At 60.1% G+C, this 17,411-nt stretch carries 13 protein-coding genes and 1 pseudogene; 8 read left to right on the forward strand and 6 right to left on the reverse strand.

From position 1 onward, the window contains the following. Positions 1–87 precede the first annotated feature (87 nt). Together AC1D1Z_RS26430 and fhuF are read left to right on the forward strand one after the other, a co-directional pair. The gene (locus AC1D1Z_RS26430) at positions 88–2,268 is read left to right on the forward strand and encodes a TonB-dependent siderophore receptor (protein WP_018245552.1); all 2,181 of its coding nucleotides are present in this window, start codon (positions 88–90) and stop codon (positions 2,266–2,268) included. A gap of 3 nt (positions 2,269–2,271) precedes the next feature. Continuing rightward, positions 2,272–3,060 carry a siderophore-iron reductase FhuF gene (fhuF, locus tag AC1D1Z_RS26435; protein ID WP_018245553.1) on the forward strand — a complete coding sequence of 263 codons (789 nt, stop codon included), beginning with the start codon at positions 2,272–2,274 and terminating at the stop codon, positions 3,058–3,060. Between the two features lie 121 nt (positions 3,061–3,181). On the opposite strand, the gene AC1D1Z_RS26440 is transcribed toward fhuF, so the two are convergent. Continuing rightward, positions 3,182–3,673, reverse strand: coding sequence for a GNAT family N-acetyltransferase (locus AC1D1Z_RS26440; RefSeq protein WP_018245554.1), 492 nt, complete (start codon positions 3,671–3,673; stop codon positions 3,182–3,184). Between the two features lie 163 nt (positions 3,674–3,836). Between AC1D1Z_RS26440 and AC1D1Z_RS26445 the strand changes: the two are divergent. Further along, positions 3,837–4,497, forward strand: a pseudogene (locus AC1D1Z_RS26445) (sigma-70 family RNA polymerase sigma factor). Here AC1D1Z_RS26445 and AC1D1Z_RS26450 read toward each other — a convergent pair. Genes AC1D1Z_RS26450 through AC1D1Z_RS26460 form a run of 3 tightly spaced genes read right to left on the reverse strand, consistent with a single transcriptional unit; the run spans position 4,388 to position 7,993 of the window. Further along, positions 4,388–5,575 carry a PLP-dependent transferase gene (locus tag AC1D1Z_RS26450; protein WP_026188683.1) on the reverse strand — a complete coding sequence of 396 codons (1,188 nt, stop codon included), beginning with the start codon at positions 5,573–5,575 and terminating at the stop codon, positions 4,388–4,390. The pseudogene AC1D1Z_RS26445 and the gene AC1D1Z_RS26450 overlap by 110 nt on opposite strands. Before the next feature lie 10 nt (positions 5,576–5,585). Further along, complete coding sequence (locus tag AC1D1Z_RS26455; protein WP_018245557.1) at positions 5,586–7,007, reverse strand: MATE family efflux transporter; 1,422 nt, start codon at positions 7,005–7,007, stop codon at positions 5,586–5,588. After that, positions 7,004–7,993 carry a GNAT family N-acetyltransferase gene (locus AC1D1Z_RS26460; RefSeq protein WP_018245558.1) on the reverse strand — a complete coding sequence of 330 codons (990 nt, stop codon included), beginning with the start codon at positions 7,991–7,993 and terminating at the stop codon, positions 7,004–7,006. The genes AC1D1Z_RS26455 and AC1D1Z_RS26460 overlap by 4 nt, the downstream gene beginning before the upstream one ends. Positions 7,994–8,186: 193 nt before the next feature. On the opposite strand from AC1D1Z_RS26460, the gene AC1D1Z_RS26465 reads away from it, so the two are divergent. From AC1D1Z_RS26465 to AC1D1Z_RS26475, 3 genes are read left to right on the forward strand one after another with little or no spacing between them, the layout of a single operon-like run. Next, positions 8,187–8,405: an MbtH family protein gene (locus tag AC1D1Z_RS26465; protein ID WP_018071314.1), complete on the forward strand. Its 219-nt coding sequence runs from the start codon at positions 8,187–8,189 to the stop codon at positions 8,403–8,405. A gap of 19 nt (positions 8,406–8,424) precedes the next feature. Continuing rightward, positions 8,425–12,417: a non-ribosomal peptide synthetase gene (locus tag AC1D1Z_RS26470; protein WP_026188684.1), complete on the forward strand. Its 3,993-nt coding sequence runs from the start codon at positions 8,425–8,427 to the stop codon at positions 12,415–12,417. Continuing rightward, positions 12,414–13,766, forward strand: coding sequence for a lysine N(6)-hydroxylase/L-ornithine N(5)-oxygenase family protein (locus AC1D1Z_RS26475; RefSeq protein WP_018245560.1), 1,353 nt, complete (start codon positions 12,414–12,416; stop codon positions 13,764–13,766). The genes AC1D1Z_RS26470 and AC1D1Z_RS26475 overlap by 4 nt, the downstream gene beginning before the upstream one ends. Here AC1D1Z_RS26475 and AC1D1Z_RS26480 read toward each other — a convergent pair. Beyond that, positions 13,739–14,455 carry a 4'-phosphopantetheinyl transferase family protein gene (locus AC1D1Z_RS26480; RefSeq protein ID WP_018245561.1) on the reverse strand — a complete coding sequence of 239 codons (717 nt, stop codon included), beginning with the start codon at positions 14,453–14,455 and terminating at the stop codon, positions 13,739–13,741. The genes AC1D1Z_RS26475 and AC1D1Z_RS26480 overlap by 28 nt on opposite strands. A 77-nt stretch (positions 14,456–14,532) precedes the next feature. On the opposite strand from AC1D1Z_RS26480, the gene AC1D1Z_RS26485 reads away from it, so the two are divergent. Together AC1D1Z_RS26485 and AC1D1Z_RS26490 are read left to right on the forward strand one after the other, a co-directional pair. After that, complete coding sequence (locus AC1D1Z_RS26485) at positions 14,533–14,670, forward strand: hypothetical protein (RefSeq protein ID WP_018245562.1); 138 nt, start codon at positions 14,533–14,535, stop codon at positions 14,668–14,670. A 214-nt stretch (positions 14,671–14,884) separates the two neighbouring features. After that, positions 14,885–16,762: a HAMP domain-containing methyl-accepting chemotaxis protein gene (locus AC1D1Z_RS26490; RefSeq protein WP_018245563.1), complete on the forward strand. Its 1,878-nt coding sequence runs from the start codon at positions 14,885–14,887 to the stop codon at positions 16,760–16,762. A gap of 64 nt (positions 16,763–16,826) precedes the next feature. On the opposite strand, the gene AC1D1Z_RS26495 is transcribed toward AC1D1Z_RS26490, so the two are convergent. Next, positions 16,827–17,411 (reverse strand): MurR/RpiR family transcriptional regulator (locus AC1D1Z_RS26495; RefSeq protein WP_477852053.1); only part of this gene is annotated, 585 nt, incomplete at its 5' end.

A 17,411-nucleotide genomic window follows, 5' to 3' on the forward strand; every position in this document is an offset into this window, starting at 1 on the left:
AAAGGTGACTAAAATAATCATCTTATGTTGACAAGGCCAATTTCGCTCCATAGGTTCCGCCCGCATCCGTGGCGTAGGGACCAAGCAATGGCACGTGTTTTTTTGAATGTTTCTAATAATGTATCGCGAATTTATAGAGATAGCCTATTTGTCACGACAGCGATCGTCCTGATCGGCATTGCGGCATCGCCGGCTGCGGCCCAAAGCGCCACCGAYGCCAGTGCGACAGCGCTGGAGCCGATCGTCATTCAAGGCGGCGCAGCCTCTGATAGCAAGGCTGACCGGACGTCCGTTGCCGCTAAGAACAGCTCGGCGGCGACCAAAATCAACACGCCGCTCGTCGAGACGCCGCGTTCGGTCTCGGTGACCACCGAGAAGGAAATCGAGCAGCGGGGCGCCCAGAGCATCATCGAGGCCGTGCGCTATTCGGCCGGCGTGACGACAGGACCGAACGGCTTCGATCCGCGCTTCGACCAAATCTTCATTCGCGGCTTCAACATCACGACGGTTGGCGACTATCGGGACAGCCTGCGCCAGCCCTATATCAATTACGGCATGTTCCGCACCGATCCCTATCAGCTGCAACGCGTCGAGGTGATCAAGGGACCGGTATCCGTTCTCTACGGCTCGGGATCGCCGGGCGGCCTCGTCAACAAGATATCGAAGCTTCCGACCGAAGAGCCGATCCACGAAGTCGGTATCTCCTACAGCACCAAGGATCGGGCTCAGGCGATGTTCGATTTCGGTGGACCGATCAGCGAAGGAAATGATGATTTCCTCTATCGCATCGTCGGCCTTGCCCGTCACGGCGACAACAATTTCGATATTGCCGACGATCGCTATTTCCTGGCGCCGTCCTTCACCTGGAAGCCCGACGAAGGCACGTCCTTCACGCTGTACGGCCTGGCGCAGTCCGACGAGACCGATGCCAATGTCGGCGCGATCACGACCGTCGACGGCAAAATTCTCGACATAAGGCAGAGCGATCCCGACTACGACTACCAGAAGGTCAAGCAGCAGCAGATCGGCTATCAGTTCGAGCACGAATTCGACAACGGCCTGACGTTCCGCCAGAACCTGCGCTATTCGCATCTCGATCTCAGAGCTCGTTACCTCGGCGTTTCCAGCTGGACCGGGACTGTCGCTCATCGTAACGCGAGTTCGATCCGCGACGAGATGAACGTCTTCCAGGTCGACAACCAGCTCGAGGCGAAGTTCGATACGGGTCCCCTTGCGCACACGATGCTGTTCGGCCTCGACTACACCAATCTCCAGTCGAACTGGGGCTACGGCATCGGCGCCGTCAACTCGGCCTTCGATTTCGATATCGCCAACCCGACCTATGGTGTCTCGGGCGCCACGCCGGCCTATGACTTCATCGTTGCCGATGCCGATATGCGCCAAGTCGGCGTTTACGCCCTTGACCAGATCGAGGCTGGAAACTGGCGTTTCAACCTCGGCGGTCGCCAGACCTGGGTGAACCAGACGCGTGACACGACCTATCCCTCCTTCGGGTTGAACGACTCGGAAGACGTCAACAAGAACGCCTTCTCCTGGCAAGCCGGCGCGCTTTACCTCTTCGACAACGGCATTGCACCCTTCGTCTCCTATGCGACCTCGTTCGACCCGGTCACCAACCGGTCGGCATCCGGCAAGATCCTGGAGCCGACCGAGGGTGAACAGTACGAACTCGGCGTGAAGTACCAGCCGCCGGGCACCGACATCCTGCTGTCGGCGGTCGCCTATCACATCGTCGAAAAGAACAAGCCGGTGCTGGTCAATCCGCTGACCCTTGCCTACGACTCGCTTGGCGAAGTGACGGGAAAGGGCATCGAGCTTGAAGCGCGCGCGGCAATCGCCGACGGCCTCGACATCATTGCGGCCTACACCTACAACCATTCCGAGGTGACCGGAGGCGACAATGAGGGCAACACGCCGGCCTTCACGCCCGCGCATGTCGCAAGCCTCTGGGCCAACTATACTTTCCAGGAAACCAATCCGTTCAACGGCCTGTCGGTCGGCGCGGGCGTCCGTTATGTCAGCGAGAATTGGACGGATACCGCCAATACCTCGAAGAACCCGTCGAGCTTCTATGTCGATGCATCTGCCGCTTATGATTTCGGCGCGATCGACAAGAACTACGAGGGCCTGACGGCTGCCTTCAATATCCGCAACATTGCCGACCAGCGCGACACCGTGTGCAACGAGGGCTTCTGCTATCTCGGCCAAGGCCGCAACATGACGGCGACCCTGAAGTATCGGTGGTAATAGATGGCGCCGGAGACGACCCGAGCGCTCCAGCCCGCGACGTTGATCGCTGATCATCCCGTCGCCCACCAGGCCGTCGACCTCGACGGCCTGGTGGGCGACGGCCCGTTCTCCTATTGCCGCGGCAAGCTGCTCAGTTCTCCACCGCAGACAGGCATCGTCATTCCCTGCAGGGATCTTTGCGACCGGGCAATCTTTGACGAAATCATTGGCCGATATGCGCAAAAGTTTCCAGGCAGCGACCGTCGTGCGATCGTCTCCATGTGGACGCTCTACTATTTCAGCATCCTGACGATCACCTCCAGCCTCCACATGTTCGTGCACCGGATTGGGCTGGCGTTGGAGATCGACCGGCTTTCACTCGTCTGCAACGAGCATACGGGTGAGCCGGAAGCATTCGTGATGTCCGAAAGACCAGACGTTACCACCGATCCCGCCGGCGAGCTTCACCGGCTGATGCGCCGCCACGCCGAACCGGTGATCGCGGCGATCGCCGTCAATGCCGGCGTCGCTCCGAAGCTTCTCTGGAACAATGTCGCGGCATATCTCTCCTGGATTCTCAAGGAGATCGCCCATCGTCACGAGCCCGCCCTTGTCGAAGGCGGCCTGGCGCTGCTCGAAGAAGCTGTATGGCCATGCGGCGGGCGCAATCCGATGTTCGGCATGATCCGCATTGCACGACAGCAATGCGGCCTCGAGTTCGCTCGCCGAAAAGTCTGCTGCCTGCGCTACAATCTGCCGGGCGTGGGCGGCTGCGGCGAAGCCTGTCCGCTGCCGGACGGGCGCCATTAGCTCCTAGCGGCTCGCCAAGGTCCTGAAGAGACGATGGATGGCAGTCGGCGATGACGAGAAGGGCCGCTCCGATGTACCGCGCTGCTCATTGCCAACGCGCCAGGCAGAAAGTCCTGTCGCCTCAAAACACGGCTTCACCTGCCTCAACGTCGGCGAGCGGCTTTACCATGAACAGGCATGGATGATCCTCGTGCCAAAGCTTTGCAAAGACCTCGGCCCGCACAAAGCCGTTCCGGTCATAGAAGCGCCGCGTCGCCTCGAACTGCGGTTCGTCGCGGTCGCGCGGGGCGAGAGTCTTTACGGTCAGCAGTCGGGCACCCGATTCATGGCCGAAACGTTCGGCCGCATCGATGAGATGGCGTCCGGCGCCGCGACCGTGATGTTCGGGTCGTGTCGCAATCAGCGCGATCTCGACGGCGCCGGGCGGGTGCGGCTTCAAGGCCATCAACGCAGTCACGACGTCGGCTTCGACATAGCCGAACACCAGTAGGTCTTCGATCGCCTGAGCGCTCGCTTCGATGACCTCAGGTTCTGAAAACCAGTCGGGCAAAGCCCCCATGATCGATCGGCAGAGCTCCGCCTTGCCCGTCACGATCTCCACTGTCCTTCCCATTTTTTCTCGCTTTCATCAGGTCGATTTAAACTTGACTCTTGTTATCACCTTAAAATAGACACTGCAATCAAATCGTGTACTTTCCTCGAAAAAGGAACGCCAAGACCGCATCGACCAGCAACGACAGAGCCTGATTTTCCATTTGTAAAAAGGGTACAGGACAATGCACACATTGCATCKTGATGTGAACGGAAATGCCGTGGTCAACGCCATGATCGAAAACAAGGAAAAACTCCTCAAAACGATTGAAAGCGTTGTCAAATCAAAGTCATATTCCGAGGATATATTTCAGGATGGAGTCATTAAAGCCTATGGGGTCAAAACTGACGGCATTCGTTGCCCGATCGGTTACGCCTTCCGGATGGTCTATAATCTCGCACTCGACGAAAGCCGCCGGCGACGTCAGCAGATGAACAACTATAGGTCGATTCGACCAGGTTCAGGAGATCACGGCTCCCATCCCCACCGTGCTCGACCAGCTTGTCGCCGCCGAGACTTTGCGCAACGTGCTTGCCTCGCTCGAGGCGTTGCCGAAGCGAACCAACGATGCCTTCATTCGCCATCGCCTTAACGGCGTGCCGCAGAAGGATATTGCAGCCGAACTCGGCGTCTCAAGGACCCTCGTCAACTTCATGATCAAGGCGGCAGAGGAGCATTGCCATCTGGCAATTACTGAGCCTGCTTCCCGCCCCGACCATGCGCACCGCCAGGACCCTACCGTTTCGCGGCGTACAGCGCCTGCTGCAAATCACTCCACAACAGTTCCGGCTCTTCCAGACCAACGGCGAACCGAACCGTCTGCTCGCTCACACCGAACCGGATGAAGGAGGTCATCCGGTCGGGGATCTGCAACGCGACCTTGGCGGGGACCACCAGCGTTTCGGGTCCCCCCCAGCTGACACCGAGGCGGATGTCGCGAAGGCTATTCACAAAACGTGCGACATCGATATCGGGATAGAGGTCGAAGGCGAACAGCCCGGCATAACCCGTGAGCGTTGCCCGTCCGGGATGTTCCTGGAATGCCGGGTGACGAACGCGTGCGATCGCAGAATGCTCCTTCAGCCGCCCGGCCAACAAAAGCCCGCTGCGCTCGTGCTCCTTGAGACGGACACGCAGCGTGCGCATGCCGCGCAGCAGCAGCCAGGCCTCGAACGGTGACAGTTTGGCGCCGACATAGGGGTAGGATATTGAATTGATCCTGGCGATGGCCTCCTTCGAGCCGACGACGACGCCGGCCACCGTATCGCTGTGACCGCCGAGATATTTCGAGGCGGCGTGAATGACGATATCGACGCCATGCTGGATCGGTTTTTGAAAGAGCGGCGTTGCCCAGGAATTGTCGATGATTGTCGTAACACCGGCCTCCTTTGCCATGGCCGACAGCGCCGCAATGTCCTGAAGCTCGAAGACGAAGGATGTGGGGTTTTCAAGATAGAGCAGCTTGGCGCCCGACAGAGCCTTGCGGACCTCGTCGTGGTCGGCGGGATCGACAAAGTCCACCGCGACGCCGAGCCTGCCGAGCAGCTTCACCAGAAGGCGGTAGACATCGTTGTAGAGATGGCGAACCGCAACGACCCGGTCTCCGGCCTCAACGAGACTGAGAATTGTCGAAGTAATGGCGGCCGTTCCGCTCGAGAAAGCCCGTCCATCCTCTGCGCCCTCGAGGCGGGCGACCAGGAGTTCGAATTCACGAACCGTCGGATTGTCACCACGCGAATAGATGTAGTTGCGCGTGCGRCCGGCGAAAACATCCTCCATCGCCTCGTAACTGTCGTAGGTGAACAGCGACGTTTGGAAGATCGGCGGAGACACGGCGTTGAATGCCGCCGGATCGACAGGCGTAAAGAGATCGTCAGCGGCCGCATGGGCGCCAAGGTCGTGCGGGTTGATCGACTGGTTCATGGTCATCCTCTCATGGACAAAAGCTGGGATATGGACGGATGGAGGTCAGATGGTCGGCAGAGCGCTGCCGGAGCGCGCGTAGCGTCCTCATCAGGCAGACGGCCGACAGCAGGCCGGTCAGGGCAGAGGCCAGGAACATTGCGGCCAGCAAGCCTGAAAAACCGAAGAACGGCGGCAGGAGAGCCAGCAGCGGAAACAGAAGATAGCCATTCTGCGCCAGACCGATGGCAACGGCCGCTTTCGCTCTGCCCTGAGCCTGGAAGAGGATCAGCACCGTTTGCCGCAGGCCGAACAGCAGAAGCGGAAGGTGGGTTGCGACGATCGCTTGCGCCGCGATCCCGATCACCGTCGCATCGTCGGTGAAAAACGAGGCAAGCTCTTCGGAGAAGGCGAGCGCGGCCACCCCGTAAGTGCCACTCACCGCAGTTGTGACCGCTGTCAGGATGCGGGCGGCCGACAGCACTCGGGCCGTATCGCCTCGACCCCAGGCAAAACTCAGGATCGACTGGGCCCCGAGTGAAATACCGATGACCGGGAGCGTTCCCACCGCCAGCAGCCGCAAGGCAATCCCGACGCCAGCGATGCCGGCTTCTCCGTGATAGGTGCCGGCGAGCGACACCATTGCCGCAATCGCGCCTGCGGTCGCGAGACTGGTGAGTGTCGTCGGCGCGCCCACTGCAAGGACAGGCCTGAGATAACCGATATCTCTCCACTGCCAGCCAAACGCCAGCCGGACCGTCCCAAGCCGCCTCGCGTGGTAAGCAGCATAAATGCAAAGTGCCACCAGTTGGGACAGGATGGTTGCGATCGCAACGCCCTGCAGGCCGAAGCCGAAGCCAAAGATCATGATCGGATCGAGGATCATGTTCAGCGCAAAACAGGCGACCAGCGTCCACATGCTGAAGCGGGCATTGCCCTCTGCGATCGCCAGGAAATCGAGAATGATCTGCGCCATCGTCAGCGGCACCGAGACCGCAATCATCATCAGATATTGCTGCGCGAGCGGCTGAAGGGCAGGCGTGGCGCCGAACAGCAGCAAATCTGGAAATGCGAGGATTGCGATGGCGCTTGCCGCGCCGAAGACGACGCCGGCAGCAAGGCTGACGGAGGCAATGGCGCCAGCCCGGGATCGGTTGCCGGCTCCGAGCGTCCGCCCGACCTCGGTTGCGACACCGACGCCGATCCCTTCGCCGAAGGCCGCGACGAGCATGAGGACCGGCAGGACGATCATGATCGCCGCGATCTGATCTTCACCGATCATTCCGATGAAGATCATGTTGATCGTGTGATGGGCGGCGTTGATCGACAGGCCGAACATCGCCGGCAGTCCAAGCCGAAGCAGCAGCCTGAAAAGCTGAGGACTGGCAAGGTCCTCCGGTGCGAGGCGCTGCCGTCTCCGGAAGCTGCCGCTTGCGTCGCTCATGTCGTTCATGACGCGGGCACCCAGAGACGATCACCGAAGAAGCGCTCGCGGCCGAGCATGACGAGGAGCGCCCGCTTGTGCGGAAAATCGAAATGCTTGACCTTGGCAAAACCCGAGCGGTCGAGGTTGCGGATCTGCTGCTCGTGACTGGCGCGCGGCTCGCCGACAATGCGCTTCGTGCGCGGATCGTCGAGGAAGATGAAATGCATCAGCGAAGGAAGCCATGCGCTGATCCATTTCTTGCCGCGATAATCGGGCTCGCCGATCGCCACATGCCATCCACGATCATAGTCGTCGGCGTCGTAAAAGGGACCGAGACGGTTCTCCTTTGCCCAGTAGACTTCGAAATAGCCGAAAGGGATATCCGCGAAACTGCCGATCAGCGGCAGGACATGCGGATCGGCGATCCTCTCCTCCAGGATCTCCCGATGTTTGCCGATCGAGCCTGCATCCTCCCAGATCGTGTTGACCTGTTCGTCGTTCATCCAGCGATGAAATGCTGCAAGATCGGTCTCGGCATCGGCCACGGTGAAGGCTATTTCCCGTTCCAGCCAGGGGATGAAACGCTGGTAGACCGTGCCCTTCGGCTTTGCAGGTCGGCGCGGATGATACCGGCCCGCGGTCATCTCCTGCACGGGCGGCAGCGGATAGGACAGCTGCGGCAGCCAGAGCGATGGCCATTGCCATAGGATCGCCGAATCGAGCCTTCCGCCTGTGCCGGCAATGTGTCTGGGAAGGCTTGTCTGATGCCCTTCGAAGACGACTGATGTAATCGAGCGATCTTGTGCCGTCACCGCTTCGGCGGCCGCCATCAGAAGCTCCGGCGATTGCACCGGATCCCCATGATAGAAGGTCACCGACGCTATGCCGGCCTCGACCTCGAATGCGGCTTCGTGGTGGCCGTAGGCGGTCTTGAGGTGAATGAGATTGGGTGCAAGGCTGATGTAGCTGCGCGACTGCAAAGCGCGCCTTTGTTTGGCGGCGTCGAAATCCATGATGTTCTCCTTGCCGGTCGGGCTTTTAGCGCTGCGAGCATGAAGAAAGCTCCTGCGTCGATTTGGTAGAATGACGATCCATCTCCGGCCGGATTTAGGGATAAGCGAAGAAAAAAATTCTCATCAATTTTCTAAACTGCAGCCTGCCGGATCCGTCACTTGCGCATGACCATCATCACCGCAGGAGCTGCGAATGGATAATCTTGAGCCTCACGACGATCTTTGGATCGCCGTCATCGACACCGAGCGTCGCTACTCGGTCTGGCCGCAGGACAAGCGGATTCCCTTGGGCTGGGAGCCGGCGGGCTTTGCCGGTTCGCGCCAGCAATGCCTGGCGCATATCCGTGACGTCTGGGCGGACCCGCGCCCTCTCTCTTTGCGCTCGGCAATCGCCGGCGACGCGCGTCTCTGAAACCGGCTGGATGACACGGATGAACAAGCAGATCACAAACTTCGCAGATGCCCACCCGACCGATATCGCAACGGACGCGGTCTTCGAGAGCTTTCCACTGACGATCGCCCAGAAGCGTATCTGGTCGCTGGAGCAGATCGGCAACTACACGGTCTTTCCCGACCAGGTCATTTCGCTGCGATTGAGCCCGGCGTTCGACGTCAAGACGATTGCCGGCGCCTGCCGGACGCTGGTGGCGCAACATCCCTCCCTTGCCACCCGGTTCCGCCGGCTGGCGGGCGGGCGCGTCGAACAGTACTGCGGCACACTAAATGCTGTACCGATCGAGATTGTCGGTGAAGGTGCTGCTCTTGCCGAGCCGGATGCTTGGGCCGAACAGAAAGCCTTCCGCGACAGACGCTTCGATCTTCTTGCCGGTCCGCCGGCACGTGTTCAGATTGTCTTGCTTGCGGATGGACAGTCGCTTCTGACGATCGTGATTCATCCAATCATCTCAGACGATCGCGAGAAGTCGATTCTTACCGGCTCCCTGACGCGAAGTCTCGATGGCGGACCCACCCGCGATACGCAGCTACCAGATATCTTGGCCGGAACGCGAGAGGCCGATTGGCTGCAGACAGAGCAGGCGCAGCAATCCCTCTCCTACTGGCGGCAAACGATCGGCCTCGACTACGCGGCCACGACCTTTCCCACCCGCTTCAACAGTGGCGGGCTGGCAGGTGTGGCACGCGCTCAGCATCGATTTTCGATCGAGCCCGGTCTCTGGGAAAAGCTCGATCGACATGTGCAGCAAAAGGGATATCAGGTCGAGCGCGTGTTGCATGCCGCCTTTTGCGCGCTGCTGGCACGCTACAGCGGCAACTACGCTTTGCTGACCGGGCTCCTGATCGCGCGGCCGCAGAAGGACCACCTTGCGAACCGCGGCCGTGCCGAACAGATCCTTCCCCTCACCCTATCGCTAACATCCAGAAATTCGCTCGACGATGTCATCTCTGCGATCACTTCGGTAACGCAGGAGGGGCTTCGCCGGCTGGTTCCGCTGGAGCGCATCACCCAGGAACTGGTCGTCGACGAAGCGGCGGCCCAGGAAGCCGTGGTCAAAGCCCTGTTCGAATTCCGCGAGCCGTATCCGATCCCCGGGCACGCAACAAATCTGGAGCCCCTGGGCGCGCGCGCCGACAGCGAGCTTTCCCTGGTGATCGAAGCAGGTCTGGATGGTGCTGCATCCGGGCTGATCGATTATGCACAGGATCTCTATGACAGCGCCGTGATTGCCCGTGTCTCCCGGCATTTCATCCTTGTGCTCGAGCAGATCGTTGCGCGGCCGAACGTGCGGATCAAGGACATCGAACTTGTGGGCAGCGACGAGCTCGACCAGTTGTCGGCGCCCTACGAAGATGACGTGGTCAACGATGACAGGCCGGTCCACGAGCTGATATCAGCCCATTCGCGCCAGACGCCGGAGAAGACGGCGATTGTCTACGGTGACGAGGAATGGAGCCATGGCTGGCTAGAGGCCGGCACCAACCGTCTCGCACATCGGTTGCGTCAGCTGGGTGTTCGCGCCGAGGTGACGGTCGCCATCTTCATCAAGCGCTCGCCAGAGGCAATCGTCGGGATCCTCGCGACGCTGAAGGCGGGCGGCGCCTATATCCCGGTCGAGCCCGACCATCCGCCGGCACGCAACCATCACATTCTGCGCGATGGCGGTGTCAAAATCGTTCTGACCCACAGCTGGCTTCGCCATCGGCTGCCGGAAGAGCTCGACGCCACTATCCTCGACCTCGACAAGATCGACCTCGACGGCGAGCCGGATACGCCGCTCGATATTCCCACTCACAAGGATCAGCTGGCCTATGTCATGTATACCTCCGGATCGACCGGATTGCCGAAGGGCGTGGCCGTCGAGCACGGCCCGCTGACGCACCATCTGCAGAACACCTCGCGTGTCTATGGCATGAGTTCGGCGTCCCGTGAGCTGCCGTTCCTGCCTTTCAGTTCGGACGGCGGGCACGAGCGATGGATGAACCCGCTGATGGAGGGCGGCAGTATCATCCTTCCCGATCAGCCACTGTGGACGCCGGAAGAGACATTGACGGCCATGCGCAAGCACGGCGCCAACAATGCCAGCATTCCCACAACCTATCTGCAGCAGCTGGCGGAATGGGCTGATATTTCAGACGGCGCGCCCCCAATGCGCCTTTATTCCTTCGGTGGCGAGGGGCTGGCGCAACCGACCTTCGATCTGCTGTCGCGGGCGCTGAAATCGGAATGGCTGATCAACGGCTACGGGCCGACCGAAACCATCATGACGCCGATGGTCTGGAAGGTGAGGGCGGGCACGAAGTTCCAGGGGGTCTATGCTCCCCTCGGTCGCGCTGTCGGGTTAAGGCGCGTCTATGTGCTCGACCCTGACCTCAATCCGTGCCCGATCGGCGTGACAGGCGAACTCTATATCGGTGGTGAGGGCATCGCACGCGGCTATCTCGGCAAGCCGGATACGACGGCGGACCGCTTCATCCCCGATCCGTTCTTCACGGAGGGCGGCCGACTTTATCGTTCCGGCGATCTGACGCGTTGGCGTGATGACGGAACCGTCGAATTCGTCGGTCGTGTCGACCATCAGGTGAAGCTTCGTGGCTACCGGATCGAGCTCGGCGAGATCGAAGCGGCGCTCCTGCAGCAACCCGGCGTCGGCGAGGCTCTGGTCGTCCTGCGCGATGACGATGCCGGCGGTGAAAAGGCGCTCGTTGCCTACGTCGTTCCGAAGAAAGACGAGACGCTTGACGTCGAGACGACCCGCACCGCCCTCGAACGCAGCTTGCCGTCCTATATGGTGCCGGCTGCGGTGGTCGAACTGGAAAAAATGCCGACCAATCCGAACAGCAAGCTCGATCGATTTGCGCTGCCGGCGCCACAACCGGTCAAGCGCGCAATCGTCGAGCCGGCAACCGTGCTCGAAGAAGAGGTGCTGGATGTCTGGCGGCAGGTACTCAAGTTGGAAGCAATCAGCGTCGAGGACAATTTCTTCGCGATCGGCGGCAATTCGCTCGGAGCGATCCGTATTCTTTCCTTGCTCCGGCAGCGCCGGCCGAAAACCCCGCTCATCGTCGCCGATATCTTCAACAACCCGACCATTCGCTCGTTTGCCGGCGTGATGGAGCAGGGGGATCAACGGGATCTCTCCGAGGTGATCGTGCTGCGCGCTTCCGGCGCCAAGCCGCGGCTCTACTGCTTCCCGGGGCTTCTCGTCAGCACCCGCGAATATGTCAAGCTCGTCGACTATCTCGGAGCCGATCAGCCGGCGACCGGCTTCATATGCCACTCGCTCTCCGAGAAAAAGGCAGTCGGCGCTCCGGTCGAAGAGATCATCGAGAGCTATGTCGATTATATCGGGACACACAGTCAGGGCGCGCCCTGCTATTTCCTCGGCTGGTCCTGGGGCGGGCTTCTGGCCTACGAGGCTGCCCGCGCCCTCGGTGATCAGGTCGACGTCAGGATGATGGCGATGGTCGATGTTTGCGATCTCGGATCGGAATTTGCGATCGGCGCAAAGCCGAGGTTCCGGCCCGGCGAGCGCGATGAGCTTCATCGAGACGTGCAGGCATGGCTTGGAAGAACGGCGATGCGTCCCGAATGGGACCGGCTGCTGTCGACGATGGACGCGGATACCTACGACCAGTTCCTGCGTTTTGTCGGCGACGAAAAGGACCCGCTTCCAAACGACGGGCCCGATATCAGCAGTCGTGAGCATACGTTTTGGGTGCTGATCGACAATGCCCTGATCTTCCGCAAGCACCGGCTCGTTCCTCACGATGTACCGATCTATCCCTGGGCTGCCGACGACAGCCTCAACCGCGGCCTCAACCTGATCGACTGGCGCCGCCTGTCGCCGCGGGCGCATGCGGCCGAAATCATCACCGGCACCAACCATCTGCACATGATCGGGTCTCCCGCCTTCCACTCAAGGCTTGCCCTGCGTCTCAAGGAAACAGAGAAGGATATCGCATGACCGTCGCTTTTGCCCGCAGGGATGCCGAGCCGCTGGATATTGCTGGCATCGGCATCGGCCCCTCCAATCTGAGCCTCGCCTGCCTGTTCGAGTCGGTGCCCGAGATCAGAAGCCGTTTCTTCGAGCGACGAGACTCCTTCGACTGGCATCCCGGCATGATGATGCCCGGCGTCGAGCTGCAATCGTCCTTTCTGAAAGACCTCGTCACCCCGGTCCTGCCGACCAGCCGCTGGTCATTCGTCTCCTATCTGGTTGCCCATAAGAGGCTCTACGCTTTCCTGAACGCCAATTATGAGGCCGTTCCCCGGCAGGAGTTTGCACGTTATCTCGCCTGGGTCGCCAACGGCGTGGACGGCCTGCGCTTTGGCACGGAAATCCGCGACGTCGAGCACCGCGACGACCGCTTCTTCCTGCGGTTCGACAACGGACAGGAAGAAGCGCGAAACCTGGTGATCGGCACGGGATCTTCACCCTTCGTGCCCGACTGGGCAAAACCGTTTCTAGGGGCCGATTGCTTTCATAACAGCGAGGCCAAATCGCGTCTCGGCGATCTCGGCACCGCCCGCATCGTCGTGGTCGGCGGCGGTCAAAGCGGCGGCGAGGTCGTCGAAGCCTTGCTTGGCGATCCCGGTTCCATGACGGAGCTGACATGGATCAGCCGGCGTCATAATTTCGAGCCGATCAACGATACGCCGTTTTCGAACCAGGTCTTCTCACCGGAATACGTCCAGGCCTATCTGAAGCTCGGCGGCGAGCAGAAGCAGGCCGCTTTGAAGAACTCGATCCTGACCAGCGACGGCTTGTCGATTTCGACGATTCACTCGATCTATCGCCGCCTCTATGCGTTGCGCTACCTCGAGCCGAGCACGCTCAATGCCTCTCTGGCGCCCAATCGCGATGTGATCCAGATGGAGCGGAACGGCAATGCCTACCGGCTCATCGTCAGGAACCAATTCGACGGCGGGATCGAGGTGCTGCATGCAGATGCGGTGGTGCTGGCAACCGGCTACCGGTTCCGATTGCCGGATGCTCTCGGCTCGCTGGGCGACAGGATAACGCTCGACAGAAACGGCTATCCGCTTCTCAATGACGACTACACGATGCAGTGGACGGGTCCGCGGACCAACCGGGTGTTTGCGCAGAATGCGGGGCGCTATTCGCACGGTATCGCCGACTCTCAGCTCAGCCTCATGGCCTGGCGCAGCGCAACCATCGTCAACACGCTTATCGGCCGGCAGCATTTCGATGCTGAACCCGACAATGGGCAACTGGCCTGGGCGACGGAGACYGCTGCCGCAATGCCTCATCAGCTCCGAGCCGGCTATTCGGACGGCATGTTATCGTCCTGAAATAGGCGTATCGAAATGCCGGGGAGCCCCGATTGAGAGCAAGCAGCCAGCGCGACGACGTGCTGGCTGCCGCTTTCGACCAGACGGTGATGCCATCGTCGATCGCGATCGCCGCCTGTTATGACAGGGATGCCATCCTTCCAGGAAAAGGCGACGTTGCGAGGATCCACGCGCAGCCCGACGCCGAGTGCCTTTAGATGGCTCTCCTTCAGCGTCCAGAGTGCAATGGCGCCCCGTGCACTTTCGCGCGCAGGCAATTCCGCGAGCCAGCGCCGTTCGTCTGCACTGCAATAGCTATCCACTGCCGCCTCTTCGATCTCGGCGTCGGCGCGTTCGCAGTCTATTCCCACGTAATCACATCCTGAAGCGACCGCGACCGCCACAAGCCCGTCGGCATTGGCGAGGCTGAATTGCGGCCTATCACGACCCTCAAGCCTCAGCTTGCCGTGCCTGTCTGGAGACAATGGGACCTTGCTCGGCGATATCCCGGTCTGCAGGCTCAACAGTTGCCGCAAGAGATACCGGCCGGCAATGAACGATGCCCGATCTCGTTCAAACCGATAGGTCGCGGCGCGATCCCGTTCATCCGATGAAAGCGACTGCATCCAGCGGTTCCAGTCGCTTTCGTTCTTGGAATACTGCCAGAGCGCTATTTCAATGTCGGCAGGTTGGTTTTCTGATTGCTGCATGGATCCAGTATGTGTTCCGTGGATCGATTGGCAAGCATGCAGGTGCTTGCCGACGTCGCGTACGGCAGGAGAGCTGCGTGAGCGGATCGGCGTTTCCCGTCCTGAAGGCGATTGGCATTCCAGCGCTCGTTCTCGATGGCGAAGATGACGAGATCGTGCCGATCCGAATCAATGTCGACCGATCCTTTTCTTGGTATCGAGCCCCGACGTGCTGAGATTTTTCGCTCGCCATGGCTGCTATTTCCTTGGATTTCCAGGAACTTTAAGTCGCATGGCGCTGAATTGATCGCGGAAGTATGGATCTGCTTAGGAGATCTGAGGAAATAAAGCGGGATCATTGTTTAGTTAATACTAAATTATTGAATCTGGTGCGAGATCTTGGCATCAACCGGCAAGCCGGTCGTCCCAAGTACCTTCGAGGAGACCCGCATGAAGCGCCCGAGCATCAAGCAAGCTCTGATCTTAAAGCTGTCGATCATCAGTCTGTTCATGATTGGCCTGTCCTATGTCTCGCTAAGCACGATCTCGACACTTCGTGCCAATACTGAGCAGATCGGGACCTTCTGGATGCAGCGGCTTGTGACGGCTCGCGAGATCAAGGATAATTTCCTCGACCTGAAAACGGTCTATGCCCAGTATCTCCTGGAGGACACAGCGGAGGAGCGGAGGGTCGGACAGCAAAAAATCGACGCCGCCGGCACCGCGCTCGAGAAAGTTGTCGCTGAATACGAAAAGGGCGTGCGCACCGAGCGTGGGCGCGAACTGATCAATCTGATCAAGCCGGAACTCGCCAAATATCGCGCGCTGTCAGAGCAAATGACCGCGTTTGAAAATGACGGGAAGACGCCTGAAGCAATCCGCCTCTTCAAGGAAAATATGGAGCCGCAAGCCGAGCTGGTGAACAAGGCGGTGGCGGATCTGGTCGCTTTCATTCTCAGCCAGGCCGAAGGCTTTGTGACCGCAAGCGGTGATTCTGCGCAATCCGCTTTCATGCTGACGGCCGCGATCGCAGGGCTGGCCGTGCTTCTTGCCATTGCCGGCATCTTCTTTGCGATATCGGGCATCGCCAACCCGATCCGAAGCATCGCCTCCGCCATGAGGCGCTTGTCGGATGGCGATCTTGACAGTGATATTCCCTATGCCGGTCGCGCCGATGAAGTCGGCGAAATGGCCGGCGCGGTCGAAATCTTTCGTCAGAACGCCCTCAACGTCGTCAGGCTCGAGAAGGAAGCCGCTGAATCCCGCAGCGAGAGCGAGGCAGCGCGCGCCGCCGCCCAGCAGCGCGCCGAACGCGAGGCGGAACAATTGCGCTTCGCGACCACGACATTGGGCGGAGGCCTCCGGCGGCTTGCAGCAGGCGACATATCCTTCCAGCTTTCGGAGCAATTTGCGGCCGAATACGAAGCCTTGCGCGAAGACTTCAACGCTTCGCTCCGGCAATTGGGCGCGACGATCGGCGCAGTGCTCCAGACGGTACACAGCATAGACAACGGTACCGGGGAGATTGCATCGGCGGCGCAGGATCTTTCCAAGCGTACCGAACAACAAGCCGCCTCTCTCGAGGAGACGGCCGCAGCCTTGGACGAGATCACGTCGAATGTGACGATGGCGACCAAACGCACCGACGAGGCACGCAATGTGGCCAAAGAAGCCGATATCAGCGCTCAGCGGTCGGCAAGTGTGGTCTCGGAGGCGGAACAGGCCATGCGACGCATCGAGGAAAGTTCACAGCAGATTTCCAACATCATTAGTGCAATTGATGAGATCGCCTTCCAGACGAACCTCTTGGCGTTGAATGCCGGCGTTGAGGCTGCCCGTGCGGGTGAGGCGGGCAAAGGCTTTGCAGTGGTCGCCCAGGAAGTCCGTGAGCTTGCCCAGCGCGCCGCTCAAGCGGCCAAGGAGATCAAGGGCTTTATTCAAAAGTCATCAACTGACGTGGAAAATGGCGTGAAACTGGTTCTCGAAACCGGAACGTCGCTGAAGTCGATCGGTGAGTACGTCGTGCACATCAACCAACTCATGGATGCGATTGCCACATCGGCGCGTGAGCAGTCGACGGGACTTGCCGAAATCAACACGGCCGTCAATCAGATGGACCAGGCGACCCAGCAAAATGCGGCGATGGTCGAGCAGTCGACGGCTGCCGTTGCCTCATTGTCCTCCGAGGCAGGCCGTCTGCGGGATCTGGTCAACCAGTTTCAATTGGACGGCGACAAAGGCGCGGCGGACGGACAGCGCAGCGGACGGGCCTTCGAAGGCAACAGGCCAATCCACTTGGTCGCTTCGCGGCGCGTGACGCAAAGATGACGCGCGGCGCACGTCAGATCAGGTACACGCGACAACTTGGACAGCCCTTGGCAAATACGCCGGGCTAGACTTCCACCTTCATCGACCTGATCAGCGCTTCTCGCGAAGCAAGACCTGTCATTGCGCGATCACCCATCTCGTGCGCGACGAGATTGAGCAAACCTTCACAGAACACGATGTAGGCCCCCATGCTATTGCTGAAAAAGCTGCTCGTGTGGGGAATGAAAAATGCGTGTTGCGACGGCCCAACGAGGGGGGAGGCACGCGTGTCCGTCACCGCTATGACGGCGAGGCCGAGTTTGGCTGCGACTTCTGCCACGTTCGCGACACTGCGTGTGTATGGCGCGCAACTCGCCACGACCACGACGTCGCCCTTCTCGAGTTGTGCCAAGGCTTCGGCAACACCAAGGCGAGGCGCATCCAGAAGCGAGACGTCGCTCCGCAACATCCCCAGACCATAGGTCAGAAAGCTTGCAAACGCGTGGAATTGACGGACACCGTGGACCCTCACGCGGCGGGCGTTTGCAAGCAGGCCGGCGGCTTCAAGCAGCGACTTGGGATCAAGCTGCGTCAGGAAACCGTCGATGTTGTTCTTGGTCTCGAGACCGAGCCTGTCGAAGATATGCAGCTCCTCCTCGCTGTCTTCCTT

It is taken from the genome of Rhizobium sp. P1_E1, from assembly GCF_056406015.1.

Bases quoted from the DNA above. Each gene is read 5' to 3' on its own strand.
- fhuF (WP_018245553.1), top strand. From the start codon at position 2,272: ATGGCGCCGGAGACGACCCGAGCGCTCCAGCCCGCGACGTTGATCGCT.
- AC1D1Z_RS26440 (WP_018245554.1), bottom strand. From the start codon at position 3,673: ATGGGAAGGACAGTGGAGATCGTGACGGGCAAGGCGGAGCTCTGCCGA.
- AC1D1Z_RS26455 (WP_018245557.1), bottom strand. From the start codon at position 7,007: ATGAACGACATGAGCGACGCAAGCGGCAGCTTCCGGAGACGGCAGCGC.
- AC1D1Z_RS26460 (WP_018245558.1), bottom strand. From the start codon at position 7,993: ATGGATTTCGACGCCGCCAAACAAAGGCGCGCTTTGCAGTCGCGCAGC.
- AC1D1Z_RS26465 (WP_018071314.1), top strand. From the start codon at position 8,187: ATGGATAATCTTGAGCCTCACGACGATCTTTGGATCGCCGTCATCGAC.
- AC1D1Z_RS26470 (WP_026188684.1), top strand. From the start codon at position 8,425: ATGAACAAGCAGATCACAAACTTCGCAGATGCCCACCCGACCGATATC.
- AC1D1Z_RS26480 (WP_018245561.1), bottom strand. From the start codon at position 14,455: ATGCAGCAATCAGAAAACCAACCTGCCGACATTGAAATAGCGCTCTGG.
- AC1D1Z_RS26490 (WP_018245563.1), top strand. From the start codon at position 14,885: ATGAAGCGCCCGAGCATCAAGCAAGCTCTGATCTTAAAGCTGTCGATC.